Genomic DNA, 15,678 nt, shown 5'->3' on the forward strand with positions numbered 1-15,678 from the left:
CGCTTGCGCCGAAGGTAGTGCCAGGGTCACTTGGTGTGAGACTAGGAAGATGCACCTTCTATATAAAAAGCCAGATCTTAGGATCTGGCTTTTTTTATTTGTGGCCATAAAATTCTTAATTCACTAATTCATGCTTAAATAAGGCTTTTCGGCCTTTTCTTTTGCCTTTACTATCATTTCATATACAATAGTAATATGAAGAAAAATATCCTTAAAACTCAACTAGTTACCCTGTTTATCTTAACATTATTTTCATTTGTTTCTTTTTACTTTGGAAATGATCTACCGGATAACTACTTTACGATTACATCTAATAATTCAGGAAATATTCTTAGCTATTATTTTTTCTCATTGGTTAAGTTTGGCTCTTACTTTAGTGGGCCTTGGATTTTGATTCCTTTCTTCGTTTTTGCTCTATGCCATACATTTATATATGACAGAAGAGAGTATATGGTGGATATCCTCAATTTTTTCCCATTACTTTTCTTTGCTGGAAGTATTTCATTTTTTCTATTTCAAGATGCTCTTGGAATTGGACTACAGTATATTTTCAAAAATTCATTTACTTCGCTTTGGTTAGGTATTTATAGCGGTGTCGCTTTTGGATTATTTCTTTTGGGTACTTTTAGAGGTGGATTTAAAGAGAGTATCATTAAAGTATTTAATTTTACTAAGGCCGCTCCTAAGAAAGTGGTTCAGGCCAAACAATCTCTCATTGCTCCATTTGAGAAGAAGAAACCTGTTGCGCAAATTGAGCATGATAATAGTCTACGAAAAAGAATGGATAGCATTCTAAAAGACGATAATAAAGATAAGGATGAGACTAAGAAAGAGGGATCTTTATTTGCTTCTCTCAATAAAATTAAACCACAAAATATCTTAAAGTCTAAGACTGTTGTTGAAGATAAAACTGACAATATTGAACAAGATGATGAGGATATTGAAGAAGCAGTAATTAAGCCACAAATTATGAGACCTTCATTTGATGAATCAAATACAGTCGTTCGTACAGCTCCTGATGTTGAAGAAGAAGATCCTAGTGAGGATGTTGATAGTAATACTCCTAGAGAGCCGCAAGTTAAGAAGGTTCTTGTAACTGCTCCGCTTAATCGTATGGCAGATACTTCTAGTGATAACCAATATTTTAATATTGTTGATACTGCTACAGAGGCTACGATTGAGAAGGTTTCGAATGAGCCTGATAAGGCATATTTTGAGCAAATTATTACACTTCTTGAATCTAAGCTTACTGAGTTTAAGATTGAGGGTGAAATTGTTAACGTTTTAAAAGGTCCTGTTGTTGATACTTTTGAATTTAGACCAGGGGCCGGTGTTAAGGTTTCTAAGATTGCAGGACTAGCTGATGATTTATCCTTAGCACTCTATGGAGCACCTATTCGTGTTGTTCCTGCAATGATGGGGAAAGATACTGTCGGTGTTGAAGTCCCAAGAAATCCTCGTGATATCATATATTTAGATGAAGTTTTAAGTTCTAAAGAGTTCCAAAATGCTAAATATTCTCTGCCTATTGCGATGGGGAAGAATGCTTTTGGTGAATCTTTTGTTATCGATTTAGCTACTTGTCCACACATGCTTGTAGCAGGTGCTACAGGTGCAGGTAAGTCGGTATTTATTAATTCACTTCTTGTATCACTTCTTGTTAAGAAGTCTCCTAAGAAGATGAAATTAATTCTTATTGACCCTAAACAACTTGAAATGGCCCTGTATGCTAAACTTCCACACTTATTAATGCCTGTTGTAACTGATGCAAAAACTGCTTCAATTGCGCTTTTATGGGCATGTCAGGAAATGGATCGTCGTTACGGAATTCTTGCTGAATTTGGTGTTAGAAATATTTCTGGATTCAATGAAAAACTCAAGAGAGCAACTCCAGAAATGCTTGCTAAGATTCACCATCACTATGAAGATACAACGGCCGAAGATTACGAATTACCATATATCGTTATTATTGTAGACGAGTTTGCTGACCTGGTACTTACTAAGGCCGGTAAAGAAATTGAAAATAATATCGCACGTATTGCAGCTAAAGCACGTGCCGCAGGAATTCACTTAGTTCTAGCAACTCAAAGACCTTCTGTTGATGTTATTACTGGTGTTATCAAGTCTAACTTCCCAACTCGTGTTGCCTTTAGAGTATCTTCAAGAACTGACTCAAGTACTATTCTTGATAAAATTGGGGCTGAGAGACTTCTTGGGAAAGGGGATATGCTTTACAAACACGGTATTAATACTCAGCGTGTTCACTCTTCATATGTAGATGAAGTAGAAATCGAAGCCTTAACTCAAAAACTTGAAGCGCTTGAATCAGGATTCGATGAAAAAGCAATGGAATTTCTTGAGAATGGTGGTGAAGTTGAAACAGATGAATACTCTTATGGTTCACATATCACACCTGCATCTTCATCAAGTTCAGGTGATTCTCTTTATGATGAAGCTGTTAAAGTCGTAATGGAATCTCGCTCGGCGTCAGCTTCTATGCTGCAAAGAAGATTGAGAATTGGTTACAATAGAGCAGCAAATCTTATTGAAGAACTTGAAAAGCGAGGGGTAGTAGGACCTGCTCAGGGTGCTAAGCCGCGTCGCGTTCTTGTTGATGGAAGTTCACCAACTCTATAATTCAAAAGGCCCTTTCTTTCGGTAAGTTAGGGCCAATAATTCCTCTAAAAATATTACAAAAAAATATTGAATCCATAGTGTCATCGTGTTAAAAATGCACCATCGCAATATCGCGAAATAAACTACTGCTCGAAGGTTGGTCCGTTCGGTTCGAGTTAGTGTAATTAACCAACTTAGGAGTTCGTATGTCAGAATTAAACATTAATGATCTTTTAAAAGCAGGTGCACACTTTGGTCACCAGACTCACAAGTGGAACCCAAAAATGAAGCCATATGTATTTGGTGAGAGAAACGGTATCTACATTGTTGACCTTGCTAAAACAATTCCATTAGCAAAAAAAGCTTATGACTTCCTTAAGAAAACTTCTTCTGAAGGTAAGCCAATTCTTTTCGTAGCTACAAAAAGACAAGCTTCAGAAACTGTTAAGAATGCTGCTGCATCTTGTGGTGCATACTACGTAACTAACAGATGGCTAGGTGGGATGCTTACAAACTACAAAACAATCAACCTTTCAATCGATAAACTAAGAAAAGTTGAAAAGATGAAAGAAACAGGTGACTTCGAGTTACTAACTAAGAAAGAAAGAATCAAAGTTGGTAAAGAAGTTGAAAAGCTAGAGAAAAACCTTGGTGGTATCAAGGATATGAGAAAGCTTCCAGGTGCTCTTGTTGTTGTTGATCCAAACAATGAAAGAATTGCTGTAAAAGAAGCTAACAAGCTAGGTATTCCTGTTGTTGCAATCGTTGATACTAACTGTGATCCAGAAGGTGTTGACTACGTTGTTCCAGGTAACGACGATGCAATCAAATCGATCACTCTATTCTCTGATTACTTTGCAGGTGCAATTGCATCAAATGCAGGTAAATCTAAGTCTGCTGGTAACCAAGTTACTGATAAGGCACTAGAAGAAGAAATTCTTTCTAAGTATGAGAACGACATCGATTTAGCTGGTGAAGAAGAATAATTAATAAATAATTAGCGAGGTAAAAAATGGCTATTACGGCAAGTGCTGTTAAGGAATTAAGAGAAAAAACTGGTGCAGGAATGATGGACTGTAAAAAAGCTCTATCAGAGACTAACGGTGATGTGGAAGCGGCAATCGATTTCCTAAGAACTAAAGGTCTTGCAACTGCTGCTAAGAAAGCAAGCCGTGTTGCTGCTGAAGGTACTGTAGTATCTCTAGTAGAAGGGAACGCAGGTGTTATTCTTGAAGTTAACTGTGAAACTGACTTTGTTGCTAAAGGTGATGATTTCCAAGGTTTCGCTAATACAGTTGCTGCATGGACTCTTTCAAATAAGCCAGCTTCTATTGAAGAACTTAAAGAAGCTAAGAACTCTGAATCAACTGAACTTACTATGAAATGTGGTGAGAAAATCGACCTAAGAAGATTTGCTGCAGTTGAAACTACAGGTGTTCTTGGATCGTATAACCACGGTGGAAAAATCGGTGTTCTAGTTGATCTAGCTACTGATAAAGCTGATGCTCCAGAAGTTGCGGAACTTGCAAAAGATATCGCAATGCACGTTGCAGCTGCTGCACCTTCTTTCTTAACTGCTGATGATATCGATGAAGATTACAAAAAGCGTGAAGAAGAAGTTTACCGTGCTCAACTTAAAGAAGAAGGTAAACCTGAAAACATGATCGATCAGATCGTTAAAGGTAAACTTGGTAAGCTAGCAAAAGAAGTATGTCTTCTTGAGCAAGTTTTCATCAAGAACCCAGACTTTACTATCAAGAAGCTTGTTGCTGATGTAGCTGGTAAAGTTGGTGGTGACATTACTGTAACTGCTTTCCACAAAATCAATCTTGGAGAAGGGATTGAGAAGAAAGAAGACAACTTAGCGGAAGAAGTTGCTAAGATGACTCAACAGTAAAATTAATTACTAAATACGAGAAAGGGCTTTTTTAAGCCCTTTTTTTTTGCAATTACAGTGTAGTGTTATTGGGGATTTATGAAATATAAAAGAATTTTATTAAAACTTTCTGGTGAGGCCTTAGCTGGTGAAGCTGGTTATGGTGTAACTCACGATGTTCTTAACCAAATTTCAGAAGAGGTTAAAGAGCTAGTCGCAATGGGTGTTGAAGTTGCGATCGTTGTTGGTGGTGGTAATATTCACCGTGGTGTAGCAGGTGCTACAAGAGGTATGGACCGTACTTCTTCAGATCATATGGGTATGTTGGCGACTGTCATAAATGCGCTTGCTATGCAGGATTCTCTTGAGCAAAAAGGTGTATTTACGAGAGTAATGTCGGCTATTAATATGCAAGAAGTTTGTGAACCTTATATCAGACGTCGCGCAGAGAGACACCTTGAGAAGAAACGTGTTGTTATCTTTGCAGCAGGTACTGGTAATCCTTACTTCACAACAGATACAGCGGCAGCTTTAAGAGCAAATGAAATTGACGCACAGGTAATTTTTAAAGCAACAAAAGTTGACGGAATCTATGATAAAGATCCAATGAAATATGATGACGCAGTTAAGTTTGATCAATTAAAATATATCGACGTATTAAATAAAGGAATTAAAGTAATGGATTCTGCAGCTATCTCACTTTGTATGGATAATGAGATGGAAATTGTGGTATTTAATATGTTTGAAAAAGGTAATATTGCTAAGGCCGTAGCTGGTGAAAGCATTGGAACTAAAGTTATTAAATAATTTATAAGAGGTATATTATGATTAATGAAATTAAATCATCATTAGAAACTGGTATGTCAAAATCAATTGATTCTTTAAAGCATCAATTAACAAAAATCAGAACTGGTCGTGCATCAGCTTCTGTTTTAGATGGTATAACTGTTGATTACTATGGTTCTCCAACTCCTGTTAATCAAGTTGGACAAATTTCAACTCCAGAAGCAAGACTTCTTCAGATTCAACCATTTGATAAAACACTTATCAGTGAAATTGAAAAATCAATTATCAATGCTAACTTAGGTCTAAACCCATCAAACGATGGTAATCTAATTAGAATTGCTTTCCCTGCACTAACTGAGCAAACAAGAAAAGAGCAGGTAAAAGAAATTAAAAAAATTGGTGAAGATAGTAAGATTGCAATTCGTAACGTACGTCGTGATGGAAATGAACTTGTGAAAAAAGCTGAAAAAGCAAAAGAAATTTCTGAAGATGATTCTAAGAAATTTCAAACTGAAATTCAGACTGTAACTGATAAGTATACTAAACAAGTTGATGAAATCATTGCTGCTAAAGAGAAAGAGCTTCTTACTCTTTAATCTTTATTTGAATTAATGATGAACTTTCAAACTTCTAAATTAAAACATGTTGCAATTATAATGGATGGCAATGGGCGCTGGGCACAGAACCGCGCCCATCGTCGTGTATGGGGACATGTGCGTGGAAGTTCTGTTGTTAGTGATGTCGTAGAAAAAGCTGACGACATGGGGATTAAGGCCCTAACACTTTATGCATTCTCTACTGAGAATTGGGGCCGCCCACCTTCTGAAATTAGAACTCTTTTTCTTCTTTTAAAGAAGTTCCTTATTAAAGAAAGAACGAGAGTTTTAAAAAATAATATTAAATTTAATATTATTGGTGATATTTCAAAACTTCCTAAAGATACAATTGAAATTATTAATCGACTAAAAGAAGAGTCGAAAGATAATACAGGATTAAAATTAACTTTTGCTTTTGGCTATGGTGGACGTGCAGAAATTATAAGTGCGGTAAATAAGCTAATTGCTGAAGATATTGAAGTGACTGAGGAGAATATCTCTCAAGCTCTTCATGCCCCTGAGTTAGGTGATGTCGACCTAATGATTAGAACTGGGGGAGATCAAAGAATCTCAAACTTTCTATTATGGCAGATTGCATATGGTGAGCTGTATTTTACAGAAACAATGTGGCCAAATTTCACAAGTAAAGAATTTGAAAATATTATTTATGAAGTTGAAAAACGTGAAAGACGTTTTGGACAAGTTTCTGAGACTGAATCGCTTGCTGCTTCTAAAAATAAGATTAGAAAGAATATTAGATTAATAAATTAAATGGATTTAAAATGACAAATACTCAAAAAAGAGTCCTATCTGCCATTGTAATGATAGGTATCGTCGCATTAGCATATTCTATTGGAGTCATTGGTATTGAAGCATTACTTATCGTTGTAAGTGCTGCTTGCTTTTATGAATTTGCTAAAAACTTTCTGTCCCTTAAAGTTACAGGGATTTTCACACTGATTAATTTTGTTTTCTTACTTGGAATCCAATTCTGGGCGATGAACAATCCTCATGTTTTTGAAGGTTTTTTAATTCCTTCTATTGGCTGTCTTTTAAATCTTGTTCTAATTGGTTACTTGTTCGTTTCTCCTATGGAGTCGATGAATTTTGTTAATTTACTTAAACGAGTTACTATCTTGAGTATGGTGATGTTTTTGATCCCATTTCTTAATCTTCATTCACTTCTTAATCGAAGCAACTGGCAAGCTCTTGTAATTATTCTATTAGTTTTTAACTTTGGGATGGATACGGGCGCATGGTTCTTTGGTAAGAACTTTGGAAAAACGAAATTGTGGGCGGCCGTAAGCCCTAATAAAACAGTTGAGGGCCTAATTGGAGGTGCTGCAACATCAGGATTATTAGGAACTTTAGTTTGGTATTATTTAATAGGCGATTTTGCGGTAAAATATATACTGATCTTTTTTATTTTAGGTATTTTGAGTCAGGTCGGGGATTTGATTCAGTCTAAATTGAAAAGACAAATAGGTGTAAAGGATAGCTCGAATTTAATTCCTGGACACGGAGGAGTTTACGATCGAATCGATAGTCTTCTTTTTGTCATTCCGTTTTACACACTATTGTTGAGTTATAAAATTTTATAAGGGTTAGTATGTTAGAGAAAATAGTTATATTTATTTTATTTTTAGGGCCACTAGTATTTTTTCATGAATTAGGACACTTCTTATTTGCCAGACTTTTTGGAGTAAGAGTTGAAGTTTTTTCAATTGGCTTTGGTCCAAAATTATTTAGATGGAAAAAAGGTGATACAGAGTACGCAATCTCACTAATTCCACTTGGTGGTTACGTTAAGATGTTTGGGGATGACCCATTCAATAAAGATGGTATCTCTGAAGAAGAAAAGAAGTTCTCTTTTATTCATAAGAAGAAATGGCAAAGATTTTGGATCGTATTCGGTGGTCCACTTGCTAACTTCATCCTTGCTTTCTTTATTTTCTTTGCCCTTTTCCTGACAGGTGAAAAAGTTCCAGAAATTAAAATTGGAAATGTAGCGAAAGAAACTCGCTTTTATAAATTAGGTTTTAGAAGTGGTGATATTGTAAATAAAGTAAACGAGCATCTAGTTACTTCTCCTAGCGATATCGTTCTGGAGAGTGATGGGCATATTAGCTCACTAACAGTTGTTCGCCTTGGGAAGAAAGAAGTTGTGAAGGTTGATATGAAACCTGAGCAATTTTTTGAAGAGATGGTTAATTATCCACCTTTCTTACTACTTCCTATCGTCAAATCAGCAGATGGAAATCTGTTTATTGTTTCAAAAGGGAAGGGGCCAAATATTGATTACAGCCTAGAGGAATTAGCAGTTGAGGGTGGTCACTTAGATATTTATCCGATTAAGTCTATTGATAATGAAACTAGTCAGCCAATTTTCGATAAAGATGCTAAACCTGTTACTCACTTAGATGTAACAAATGGTCTTAAGCATGCCCTATTTACTAATAACTATTTCCCAATGGACTTAGTTGTTAAAAGTGTTCAAATGAAGTCTCCTGCAGATAAGGCAGGTCTTTTGGCCGGCGATATTATCACTACGGTCAATGGAAAAGAGGTTAATTCATTTGATGAACTTAGAGGTGAGATTCAGGAAAACGAAGGTCAAGCTTCACTGAAAGTTATCAGAAAAGGTGAGATTAAAGAATTTAATATCACACCTGATGTTAGAACTGAAAATGGAGTGACTGTTAAGCTAATCGGTGTTTACAGCAACGGTATTTATGCTGCCGGGAAGTATGTTACAACTGAACCGATGAATTTCTTTAAGGCAATTCCAAGAAGCTTTTATCGTACTTGGGATGGAGTTGTTAAAACATTTGAAGGCTTTAAAAAGCTAATCACGGCAGAGGTTTCTCTAAAGAATATTGGTGGGCCACTTACAATTGGAAAAGTTGCTTCTGATTCTTTTAATACTTCAATCTCTTATTTTTTCCAGTTGATGGCGCTGATCTCTATCAACCTTGGTGTTATTAATCTTTTCCCAATTCCAGTATTAGATGGTGGGCATATTGTTTTTCTTATTTTAGAAGCGATTAACGGTGGACCACTTTCAAGAAGAAAGTTAGAAATTGCTCAGCAATTTGGACTCTCGATCTTATTACTATTAATGATTGGTGCATTATTTAACGATTTTACGCGATTCTTCTAATGATTTACTTATTTATAGATACATCACATCTTCTGCACTTTGGAATTCTTGATGAGAACTTCTCTTGGATAGAAGATGTTGTTGTTGAAACTAAGAAGACCTCTGAGGTTCTTCATGAAAATATTCACGCTCTACTTTCAAAGAACGGTTTTGATATAAGTCATATTAAAGGTCTTATCTCAATTGCTGGCCCAGGATCTTATACTGGAATGAGGGTCGGGGAAGGCCTTGCTCAAATTTTTGAGTTAGATGATATTGAAGTTTACTCTTTTTACAGTTCAGATATTCCAAGTATTCTTGGAGAGAATTCAACTCATTGGATGTTCCCTGCTTTTAAAAAAGAGTATTATATTCGTACAAATGATAATGAAAAGCTTCTGACACAAGAAGAATTTGAAGCGTTTTGCTCGGGTATTGTGGATAAGTCGCTTTTATATACTCATGGAGAAAATGAGCTTTCTGATCGCTGCGAAGGGGATACAAGAGAAGTTCTTCGTAAGAATCCTGCCTCAATCTTTGCTAAAGTTGTAAGTGAGAAAATGAGACAGAGGCCATACTATTTTCGACCTCTTCACGTCGAATTTAAAAAGTCTTAGTATGACATGTCAGTTGAATATTGATAAATTATTAAAGTGAAAATATTTTATCTATCAAAGTCCACAATCAACTTTATTATAGTAGTAGCATTTCTATTATTACTATTATTCGGCTTTTATTTATTCTTATTTTTCTTTGTTATTGTAGGATTATTTCTTTTCTTATTTAGAAGAAAATTGAGCTCATTCAAAGAAGACCAAGTTACAACTCGTGGCTCTATCTATGCGCCTGTAACAGGAAAGGTTATTGGTATTGATAAAATTTCTAATGACGTTTCAGAGTTATCAATAAGAATGGGACTATTGAGTGGATATGGGATATATTTACCAATTTCAGCGAGAGTAAATAACGTGATCTTCAAAGATAAAGACTTTGGAACAAAAGTTACGTTAGAAGACTCTAATGAGAGAAAGATTAGATTGTATTTTATAAATTCATTTTTTAAACGTGACCCAGAGTTAATTGTACTACCGGGAGACCTAGGAAGAAGGCAAGTTGATATTGGCTTTTATCCATTTGGTGCTACCGTCAAGATGCAAGTTGAAAACTCTGAACTCCTCGTGGCCGTTAATGAAAAGGTTAGGGGTGGAGAAACGATAGTAGGTCGCTACTTAGAAGAATAAAAGGAATTCAAATGACTAGATATGACGGACAACCACATAAACTAACTTTTTTCTTACCTAATATATTTACTGCTTTAAATATGGGCTGCGGTTTCGCATCAATTATTATGGCCATGAAGGGAATGTTTTATCCTGCATGTATGATTCTACTATTAGGTGCAATTTTTGATAGTGTTGATGGGAGAGTTGCACGTTTGACTGGTACTCAGTCTCAATTTGGTGAACAATTTGATTCAATTAGTGATGTCATCTCTTTTGGGATGGCGCCGGCTTTAATTATCTATTTTAAGTTCTTTCAAAACTTAGGTCGTCCGGGAATGGTGATTTCATTCTTATATCTACTTTGTGGTGCTCTAAGACTTGCAAGATTTAATGCTAATATTAATAAGGTTCCATCTAATTATTTCCAAGGTCTTCCAATTCCAGGAGGAGCGCTTGCGATTATTGGATTTATAATGGTAACGCTGGAGTTTAACTTTGGTGAGTATCAAAGTTATTACGCTGCTGCATATGTAATTTTCTATTCCCTACTAATGATCTCAAATATTCCGTTTAATTCGTTTAAAAACTCGGATTACGTAAGAAAAAATCGCCGCAAGGTCCTTGCATTAATTCTTCTCATTCTAGTATTAATCCTTATTTACGAGCAACTAATGATTTTTGTGCTGATTACTGCCTATGTTGTTGGATGTTTAGTGTATAATATTTTTAATAAGGATACTAAAGTTGAACTATTCGACTGGGAAGAAAAAGATGAAGAAAGCGAGTCTTAAAAAACTCTTAATTTGTACATTATTAGTTGTTAGTGGGAAGAGTTTCTCTGTTGATTTTAATCAACCTCTACCTGGTGAGTTAGACTCATCAACTTCTCCTTATGAAAATGATAACGGTACAAGTGAAGAAGAAGATAAGAACTCATTTCCAAATGTATTTGGTTCAACACCTCAGCAGTATACTGAAGAAGAGCTAAAAAATGCAGTAATGAACTCGCAAGATAAAGAGTGGCTAAAAACAGCTACTGATGAAGGTTCAATTCTGATAGACCCAAGTCCGAATTCATATGTTGAGTATAAAACAGAAGACTTATTAAGAGATATGTATCAGAAAGCTGATACTCAAATTGGCTTTACGTATATCTACGATACTTTTGACTACGCTGATAGCACGGGAACTTTTGAGTCGACTTTCCAAAGTGATGACTCAGCGGCTGACTCTGTTCAAGCAGGTTACTTAACATTTAACTATAGAAAATATTTTCAACGAAATATTGTCTCTACTTTCTTTCAAGGAAATCTTGGAGTTTCATTCAACTCTGGAAAAGGAAAGTTTGGAGACGGCTCTCTTTCTCGTACAACGTTTAACCTATGGCTATTTCCAATTGATTTAAACCTTGGGGCAAAATTAAATTTTGGAAAGAAAGTATCAATAACAGCACAAGGTGGAGCTGTGGTTGCTCCAATATGGCAAAACAGAGATGACCGTGAGCAAGGCGATGATGATAAAGATATTCGCCAAGTAGGTTATGGTTATAATGCTTCTGCTTCAATTGATTTTTCAATTTATAATATCTTCCCAAACTTTGGAATGGATCTTAAAAAGTTCAGTGATGTTAGTGATATGAGCATTAGCCTCATGGCCAAAACCATGGATATTTCAGGATTTAAAAGAGAAGACTTTAGCGTAAGTGGAATGTCTTTTGGGATAGGTTTCAACTTTGAGTATCTATAAAGTTACTTTTTCATACGATGGAACTAATTACTTTGGTTGGCAAAAACAAATTGGCCAACAAAGTATTCAAGGTGAGATCGAAAGAGTTTTAAAGCAAATTTCAAAATCGGATGAGTTACAAGTTGTAGGTTGCGGAAGAACAGATACAGGTGTTCACGCTGTCTATCAAGTTACTCGTATAACTCTTGCTATTGATATTGATCCAAAAGCTTTAATGCGTGCATTAAATAGTCAGTTACCAGAGGAAATTAGAGTTATTGACTCCGAGTTTGCCCCTGAAGATTTTCAACCAGTATTCAATTCAAAGAGTAAGACATATCGCTATGTATTTTCTCTTAAAAGAGAATCAAATCCGTTTTTGAAAAACTATGTGACCTATCTAGGAAAGCAACTGAGCCTCGATAAGTTAAATGAAGCTTGCCAGCTTTTTATTGGTGAGCATAACTTCGAAGGCTTTTCCACAAAAGGTACTCCCGTAAAGTCGACAGTTAGAAGAGTGACTAGTTGCGCAATACGAGAGAGTCAAATGAGCTATGGTCCAGGCTTACAAGAAGATGTCTTGATCTTAGAAATCACAGGTAATGGGTTTCTAAAGCAGATGGTTCGTCTGATCGTTTCAAGTATTTGGTCGTACGCTCAAGGCAAGATTTCAAAAGAAGTTATTGTGAAACAATTGACTGAGCCAAGTACTGAAAAGGTCGCTCCGACCGCACCGCCACAGGGCCTATTTTTGGTTAAGGTTGAGTATTAGGCCAATTGAAACCCCTTATATTCATTGACTTTTTGCCATATTCTAGCTAATTTCGGCTATTCATAATGTTAATATTGTCGCATAGCGAAGTGAGGATTTATTCATGACTTATAAAGTAGAACAAGTTAATGACTGCACAAAAAAATTATCTTTTTCATTCGAAAACTTAGATCTAACTGAACAAATTACTGTTGCTCTTAAAGAGAAACAAAAATCAGTTTCAATCAAAGGTTTCAGAAAAGGTAAAGCGCCAATCGCTATGGTTGAGAAACTATACCGTCCACAGGTTGAAGGTGATGCTCTAAATCGTTTCGTTCAAAAGGAATTATTTGAAGCAATTAATAAAGAAGATCTTAAAGTAGTTGGATACCCTAACTTTGAAAATATGGATTACAAAGATGGAAAGTCTGTATCATTTGATGCAGTAGTTGAAATCTTCCCAACTGTTGAGCTTAAAGATTACTCAAAGCTTTCTTTCACAAAAGATGCTGTTGAAGTAACTGAAGAAGATGTTGAAAAAGTACGTAAGAACTACCTAGCTCCAAGAGCAGAAATGGTAGAAGCTGCTGAAGGTACAGCACTAGCTAATGGACTATTCGCAGTTATGAACTTCGAAGGTGAAAAAGCTGATGGTGAAAAACCAGAAAATATGAAAGGTGAAGAGTACCTTCTAGAGATCGGTTCTGGACAATTTATTCCAGGTTTCGAAGATCAAATGGTTGGTATGAAAGCAGGTGAAAAGAAAACTTTAGAAGTTACTTTTCCATCTGAGTACCACGTAGAAGAGCTTAAAGAAGCAAATGTTAAGTTCCACGTTGAACTTCTAGAAATTAAAGAAAGAAAACTTCCAGATTTTACTGACGAAGTAGCTAAAGAATTAGGATTTGAATCAGTTGAAGATTTCAAAGTAAAAACAAAAGAAAACCTAACTAAGCAAAATGAAAGACAAGCAGCTGAAAAGTTAAACCAAGAAATTCTTGAAAAACTAATCTCTGAAAATAGCTTTGATGTTCCAACTACTATGGTTGCTCAACAAAAAGAACACCTAAAGAACGACCTTGCTAACAACCTTAAGCAACAAGGTTTCACTGAAGATATGCTAGGTGAGTACTTTGAGAAGTGGGCAGGTGACTTAGATGAAAAAGCTCTTTTCCAAGTTAAGTCTGGTCTAATCCTTGATCACCTTGCAAGCAAGTTTGAAGTTGAATCAACAGATGCTGACTTTGATGCAAAAATCGAAGAAAGTGCAAGCCTTTCAGGTCTAACTGCTGACCAAGTAAAAGAATTCTACACAAGAGATGAGCGTATGAAAGCAAACCTTATGTATGCTATCCGTGAAGAAAAAACTTTTGCAAAACTTCACTCAGAATTAAAAATTAAATAATACCTTTGGGCCCGCTTTTAGCGGGCCTTTTAGTTCCGTCTTCAAATTTTTATAAATTCTAATATAATTAATCATATTTATTATAGGAGAGTTTATGAAATATCTTAGTTTCTTATTTGTTTTATCTACCTTAGTAAGTTGTGCTCAACTTGATTACAATATTCCAACTTCTCGTATGGATGGACCTGAGACAACAGGTGGACTAGGACAATTTGATGTCGCAATAGGGGTCGCTAGTGGTTATGATGTTGATCTAGCAGAAGGCTATGATTTTATAATTAGCGGAACAACAACTGATGAGTCTGTAAGTGGACCTGAGCCATTACTTACCTTCAAAGGGAATGTTGGACTCTTGCCAAGACTAGATATTGGCCTACAAACTTATCCTGATACTTCTGACCTATTAAAAGTAAAATATCAATTTATTGGTGGAGATAGAAAGACAGTTGGTTTAAAGATGTCTGTGCAAGGAGAGTTTGGTTTTGGTTATCATGAAGATGGATCTTTAAATACTGATTCAACGGTATATACAACAGATCTAAAGGCCAAGTCTCTAGGAGCTTCGTTAAATATTGGTTACCGTGTGAATCCATCGATGCTATTTTACTTAAATACAGTATTTATGGAATATAAAGTTGATGGAGTTCTTAAAGATGGTGCGACGGTTTCTTATGATGGACAACAGTCTCCAGAAGTTATCTTAGTTCTCCCTGGAATACGATTTGATTTCGATAGTGCGTATGTTCAAGTGGAGACAGGCTATTCATTTTTAAACTCTTCTTATGAAGATAGAAATTCTGATGATTTCACATATGGTCTAAGTTTAGGTTATACGTTTTAAATAAAGAAAAAGCCGCTGAGAGCGGCTTTTTTTATTCTTGAATTTCATTCATTTCATATATTAGGTCGTATTTCTTACCAGTAAAATCTGTCTTCACAATATTTTCACCTTCACAGAAAAAATTTGATGCAGATGCCTTGTATCTTTTCTTTGTATTTGCATCCATTGCATTTAAAGCTAGGTCTACTTTACGACATTCCTTATTTCCTACAATTACTTTTGATACACTTTCAATGTCCATATAGCTTGAACAATAGTAATCAAGGTGAGGAGCGTCTTTTTCAGAAGTTGTGCTGTTAAATCTAATACTATCTAAGTTAGATACTCCTCTCATAAGAGTGCGACCAAACTTACTAATATCTTCATTTTTATCGTGGAACTGTTTATAGTCACCTTCAATAACATTAGAATAGAATTTTCCAGTAGCATAACCAGCTTTAATAAACTTTTTACCACTTTTGATTTGCTCTTGTTTTGCAACTCTTAGCATTTCAAAACATTTGTTAAAACTATATCTTTCAGCTTCTTTTACAGAGCCACTCCCTCCACCGCTTAAGATAGACGCCAGTCCATTTCTTAAGTTATTTGACTGAGATGGTGATAGGTTTAAATTCGCAGTTAGGTTATCAAATAGATCTGCTTGGGCCGTAGCGCTTGTCAGTAAAATAGCTGTAAGTAGTAGTCGTTTCATAGGTATTCCTCTTCTCATTTAAAGTGTGA

16 protein-coding genes are annotated in these 15,678 nt (G+C 35.6%); 15 read left to right on the forward strand and 1 reads right to left on the reverse strand.

Features of this window, described 5'->3' with window-relative positions; all coding sequences use genetic code 11:
- Nucleotides 1-195 precede the first annotated feature (195 nt).
- The 15 genes from ACMAWV_RS10325 to ACMAWV_RS10395 all read left to right on the forward strand — a co-directional run bounded on the left by ACMAWV_RS10325 (nucleotide 196) and on the right by ACMAWV_RS10395 (nucleotide 14,958).
- On the forward strand, nucleotides 196-2,637 hold the full coding sequence (locus ACMAWV_RS10325) for a DNA translocase FtsK (protein WP_412470412.1): 2,442 nt from the start codon (nucleotides 196-198) through the stop codon (nucleotides 2,635-2,637).
- Nucleotides 2,638-2,822: 185 nt separating this feature from the next.
- Nucleotides 2,823-3,602, forward strand: a complete 780-nt coding sequence (gene rpsB / locus ACMAWV_RS10330) for a 30S ribosomal protein S2 (protein WP_103217579.1) — start codon at nucleotides 2,823-2,825, stop codon at nucleotides 3,600-3,602.
- A gap of 26 nt (nucleotides 3,603-3,628) precedes the next feature.
- Nucleotides 3,629-4,513, forward strand: a complete 885-nt coding sequence (tsf, locus tag ACMAWV_RS10335; RefSeq protein WP_103217580.1) for a translation elongation factor Ts — start codon at nucleotides 3,629-3,631, stop codon at nucleotides 4,511-4,513.
- Nucleotides 4,514-4,591: 78 nt separating this feature from the next.
- Nucleotides 4,592-5,299, forward strand: coding sequence for a UMP kinase (gene pyrH, locus ACMAWV_RS10340; protein ID WP_021268728.1), 708 nt, complete (start codon nucleotides 4,592-4,594; stop codon nucleotides 5,297-5,299).
- Nucleotides 5,300-5,316: 17 nt separating this feature from the next.
- The gene (frr, locus tag ACMAWV_RS10345) at nucleotides 5,317-5,874 is read left to right on the forward strand and encodes a ribosome recycling factor (RefSeq protein ID WP_103217581.1); all 558 of its coding nucleotides are present in this window, start codon (nucleotides 5,317-5,319) and stop codon (nucleotides 5,872-5,874) included.
- 18 nt (nucleotides 5,875-5,892) lie between these two features.
- Nucleotides 5,893-6,645 carry a polyprenyl diphosphate synthase gene (uppS, locus tag ACMAWV_RS10350; protein WP_103217989.1) on the forward strand — a complete coding sequence of 251 codons (753 nt, stop codon included), beginning with the start codon at nucleotides 5,893-5,895 and terminating at the stop codon, nucleotides 6,643-6,645.
- A gap of 11 nt (nucleotides 6,646-6,656) precedes the next feature.
- Nucleotides 6,657-7,475 carry a phosphatidate cytidylyltransferase gene (locus tag ACMAWV_RS10355; protein WP_103217582.1) on the forward strand — a complete coding sequence of 273 codons (819 nt, stop codon included), beginning with the start codon at nucleotides 6,657-6,659 and terminating at the stop codon, nucleotides 7,473-7,475.
- Nucleotides 7,476-7,483: 8 nt separating this feature from the next.
- Nucleotides 7,484-9,034 carry an RIP metalloprotease RseP gene (gene rseP, locus ACMAWV_RS10360; protein WP_103217583.1) on the forward strand — a complete coding sequence of 517 codons (1,551 nt, stop codon included), beginning with the start codon at nucleotides 7,484-7,486 and terminating at the stop codon, nucleotides 9,032-9,034.
- Nucleotides 9,034-9,630 (forward strand): hypothetical protein, encoded by a 597-nt coding sequence (locus ACMAWV_RS10365; RefSeq protein WP_412463467.1) that lies wholly within the window; start codon nucleotides 9,034-9,036, stop codon nucleotides 9,628-9,630. The genes rseP and ACMAWV_RS10365 overlap by 1 nt, the downstream gene beginning before the upstream one ends.
- Nucleotides 9,631-9,807: 177 nt before the next feature.
- Nucleotides 9,808-10,254, forward strand: coding sequence for a hypothetical protein (locus tag ACMAWV_RS10370; RefSeq protein WP_412463466.1), 447 nt, complete (start codon nucleotides 9,808-9,810; stop codon nucleotides 10,252-10,254).
- 11 nt (nucleotides 10,255-10,265) lie between these two features.
- Nucleotides 10,266-11,027, forward strand: a complete 762-nt coding sequence (gene pssA / locus ACMAWV_RS10375) for a CDP-diacylglycerol--serine O-phosphatidyltransferase (RefSeq protein WP_103217586.1) — start codon at nucleotides 10,266-10,268, stop codon at nucleotides 11,025-11,027.
- On the forward strand, nucleotides 11,008-11,982 hold the full coding sequence (locus tag ACMAWV_RS10380; protein ID WP_412463465.1) for a hypothetical protein: 975 nt from the start codon (nucleotides 11,008-11,010) through the stop codon (nucleotides 11,980-11,982). The genes pssA and ACMAWV_RS10380 overlap by 20 nt, the downstream gene beginning before the upstream one ends.
- Nucleotides 11,969-12,733 (forward strand): tRNA pseudouridine(38-40) synthase TruA, encoded by a 765-nt coding sequence (gene truA / locus ACMAWV_RS10385; protein WP_412470411.1) that lies wholly within the window; start codon nucleotides 11,969-11,971, stop codon nucleotides 12,731-12,733. Before ACMAWV_RS10380 ends, truA begins: the two co-directional genes overlap by 14 nt.
- Nucleotides 12,734-12,836: 103 nt before the next feature.
- Nucleotides 12,837-14,117 carry a trigger factor gene (gene tig / locus ACMAWV_RS10390; protein WP_103217589.1) on the forward strand — a complete coding sequence of 427 codons (1,281 nt, stop codon included), beginning with the start codon at nucleotides 12,837-12,839 and terminating at the stop codon, nucleotides 14,115-14,117.
- A gap of 94 nt (nucleotides 14,118-14,211) precedes the next feature.
- Nucleotides 14,212-14,958: a hypothetical protein gene (locus ACMAWV_RS10395; protein ID WP_412470410.1), complete on the forward strand. Its 747-nt coding sequence runs from the start codon at nucleotides 14,212-14,214 to the stop codon at nucleotides 14,956-14,958.
- Between the two features lie 31 nt (nucleotides 14,959-14,989).
- Here ACMAWV_RS10395 and ACMAWV_RS10400 read toward each other — a convergent pair whose 3' ends face one another.
- Nucleotides 14,990-15,649, reverse strand: coding sequence for a hypothetical protein (locus ACMAWV_RS10400; protein ID WP_412470409.1), 660 nt, complete (start codon nucleotides 15,647-15,649; stop codon nucleotides 14,990-14,992).
- Nucleotides 15,650-15,678: the final 29 nt, after the last annotated feature.

The sequence above is a fragment of the Halobacteriovorax sp. RT-1-1 genome, from assembly GCF_047085455.1.
In the GTDB taxonomy this organism is placed as follows: domain Bacteria; phylum Bdellovibrionota; class Bacteriovoracia; order Bacteriovoracales; family Bacteriovoracaceae; genus Halobacteriovorax_A.